We start from the raw sequence: 3,391 nt of genomic DNA on the forward strand, positions 1-3,391 counted from the left end.
CCGAACCTGGAGATGATCTTGGTTTGGCGATTTTATAACTTCCAAATTTACGGTCAAATTTGACGGTAAATTTAATATCTTTAAAAATGGAAAGTATATAAGAATAAAAGCAAGAGACGGGCAAGAGCCCGTCTGAATAAAATGCGGTTTAGAACGTAAATTCCCAGTTTAGTCTGAAATTTCTGCCCGCAGAGTAGAAGCGATTTATACCTAAACCAGTGGTTCTATCGATCATGTTCATGGTGCCAAACGGCCTGATGGAGCGTGCAGCGTCCCAAGTGATGTATTTTTCGTTGGTTAGGTTGTAAACGCCCAGTCTAAACGTCAAATTTTTAATCGGGCGCACGTAAGTTACGACATCTACTAGGGTGTAGGCATTGCTTCGCCATTTAGAGTGGCTGTTTGTATTATACGGATTGCCATACGGGTCGGTGTCTAGGCGCCAGAACATATTATAGGTGTCTTTTGCTTTTTTAGATGCGACGTTAGTTACATAGATATCGGCGCCGAATTTATCCGCCGGGCTTGCGTAGCCTAGACCATAGATCGCAGTGGTCGGCTGTATAGCGTTCATCGGTACTTTGCCGTCGTTATCGGTTTGTACCCTGCCTTTTTGCATCGTTAGCTTGTAGCTAGCGTGAAAGCCCTTTAGCGAGTCTGAAATTTGACCGAAATGTAACATAGAGTTTATCTCAAAGCCGCGTACGGTAGCTTTGCTACGGTTTACGTTGCCGTATAGCGCAAAAGGTATGGTGTTGCCGCCGCCTCCCGTGGAATAGCTTTTAGTACCTAGCGAGATTAGATCGATAAAGTTATCGTATTTGGTCTCAAAAAAGCTAGTTGTTATAAAGCTCTTGTCCTCGTGTAGCGTCAATGCAAGCTCTTTTGTCTTAGCTATTTCGGGTTTTAGATCCGGATTTGGCTGGATGGTAAAATCAGGATGCTTAAACGCCAAATATAGCTCGTCCGAAGTCGGCGCTCTAAAGCCTTTGGAGTATTTTAGCTGTATCCTAAAGTAATCCAGCGGATCGATATCGGCTCCGATGGCATAAGAGCTATTCGTAAATTTTTTATCCCTAGCGATGTATTTTATGTTTGCCAGCGCGTTATTAGGCGCTTCTTGCTTCCATGCGTCGTGGGCTATTTTCCACTCGTCTCTATCTGCATAGTCCCACCATTTTGGCTCTGGGCTAGGATTATACGGTACGAAAAGACCTAACACCATATCGTCCGGGATTTTAGGCGTAGAGCCCGGGACGTAGTTTGGTTTATATTTTATCTTGTCGTAGCGATAGCCTAAATTTATCCCCAACCAGTCGTTTACTCGCATATCGTCGTTGAGGTATAGTGCGCCTTCTTTTGTTTTAACCGGGATGAGAAAAGACGTGAGAGGCTCGGTTCTAGGGCAAAGCGCGTAAAGTAGCGTTAGCGGCGCGTTTTCGCACGTATACGGCGTACCGGTAAAATCCGTACCTAGAGTCTTAGGCGCCCACCACTGATTGTTTGTAGTGTCGTAGCCTTGCTTGTTTGTCATGGATTTTTCGGTTTTAGCAAAGCTTAGTCCGTATGCGATATCGTGCTCTACGTCACCCGTTTTGGCGTATTTGTTAAAGTCTAGGTTAAACTGTTTGGTGTTCGTGTCCAGATCGCGCTCTTTCCAGTCGCGGCTTATGTAGCCTTGGCCGTATGGAGTGATGAGATATCCGCTCTGCGAGCTTTGTTTAAAGGTCTTGCCCGTGCTTGCGTCGGTGTAGCTTTTATCTAGTGGAACGGTTGATTTGACGTACTGGTCGGTGGCATAGTCGTATTTTAGCACGTCGATGTTTGGCCGGGAGCAGTCAAATACCGAACAGTCAAGCCACGTGTTGTTTACGTTTTGATTGATGCTAAATTTATTCTGATCATGGACGGCTCCTTGGCTATCTACGAGTCTGTTTACCCACGTTAGTCCGCCGTACTGCGGATCTACTTCTTGGGTTCTTTGCAAGGTTACTTCGCCGCCGTACTTATCGACAACCTTGTTGTTTTTAACCTGAAGTCCGATAGGATTTGAAATTTCAGCGCAGTTTTCTCCTGCTTGGCAGTGCTCCTCGGTTCTGGCGCGGGATTTGATTTTTTGGTTGGAGTATGTAAATTTCATCGTATCCCACAACGGAGTTTCGCTAAAATTTTCATAGGCAAAAGCGCGATTTTTCCTATCCATCATATCGTCGTTGTATCTTAGACCGGTATCTATGATCTCGTCCCTGTTGCTAGAAAGCGTAAGCGTGTATGATAGGTCTTTGCCTTGAGATCGGTTTTTGTAGGTATCTGACATAAAGGTAAATCTATGCTCCTCGTGAGGCTGGAAGCCTAGCTTAATGAGGCTGCTCGTCTTTTTGATGTAGTACGGGTCGGCCTTTTCTCTGGTTCTACCTAGCACGCTATCGTCATAACCCTTGTAACCGTAGTTTTCCGTCTCGTGATGTCTGCGCTTGGTTTGTACGGCTAGGATGTCAAACCACTTAAACCTACCGGCTAGGGTGTGCGAGTGCATGGTTTGATTATCGGCGGTGTTGTAGCCGCCCTTGTAGCCGTAAAAATAGTCCTTATCTAGCAAAAGATCCCTTGCGTCTTTTGTTTCAAACATCACGGAGCCACCAAGAGAGCCTGAGCCCGTGCGAACTGAGTCTGCGCCTTTTGAAATAGTTGCTTGTTTTAGCGTTTCAAATTCCACGCCGTTGCGGGTGTTGTTAAAGTTTCCGTATCCTTCAAATAGCTCCTTAAAGCCTTGCGAGCTTAGCGTCTGAGCCTGATGGAGGCCGTCAACGGTGATAGCCACGCGGTTTTCCTCCACACCTCTTATCGCGTAGCCGCTCTGACCGAAACGCCCAGCCTCCACGGTTGTTACGCCCGTTTCGTATCGCACTAGGTCTTTGTTATCAGAAACCTGCGTTTTGGTTAGTTCTTTGGCGCTTTTTACGCTTTGGCCGACTTTTTTTTGCATCGGATCATTCTCAGCGCCTGCTTCGCCGCTAACCGTTACTTCTTTTAGCTCGACTTCGGCCTCTTTTGCATTTAAATTTGACAAAAGAAGCAAAGCGGCAAGAGAAAATTTAAGATGATTCATTTCTGTCCTTATTAACGATAGTTTTGATATTCATTTGCTCTTAAATGCGAAATGATAATAAATATTTGTTTATAGTTTGATTAAAAGATTGGAATTTAATTTAAAAATTATAAATCAATTTTTTATATTAAGAAATAAAAGGGTTGCTGTTGGTAAAACCGTTGCAAATAGGATAATATTTTGCTTAAGCAAATTTAGTAAATTTAAGACAAAATCCGCGTCCGTCAAAATACAAACGCAAATCAAAGTGAGCGCTATAAAGCTGCCTATCTCGGCAAAACT

General features: G+C 44.4%; 1 protein-coding gene. It reads right to left on the reverse strand.

What is annotated here, in order from left to right; genetic code table 11:
- Window positions 1-148: 148 nt before the first annotated feature.
- A complete protein-coding gene (locus Q0546_RS01725; protein WP_298789964.1) occupies window positions 149-3,109 on the reverse strand; it encodes a TonB-dependent hemoglobin/transferrin/lactoferrin family receptor in 2,961 nt (986 codons plus the stop codon).
- Between the last annotated feature and the right edge of the window lie 282 nt (window positions 3,110-3,391).

Origin of the sequence: uncultured Campylobacter sp. (assembly GCF_937997465.1) — a bacterium.
Lineage (GTDB): Bacteria > Campylobacterota > Campylobacteria > Campylobacterales > Campylobacteraceae > Campylobacter_A.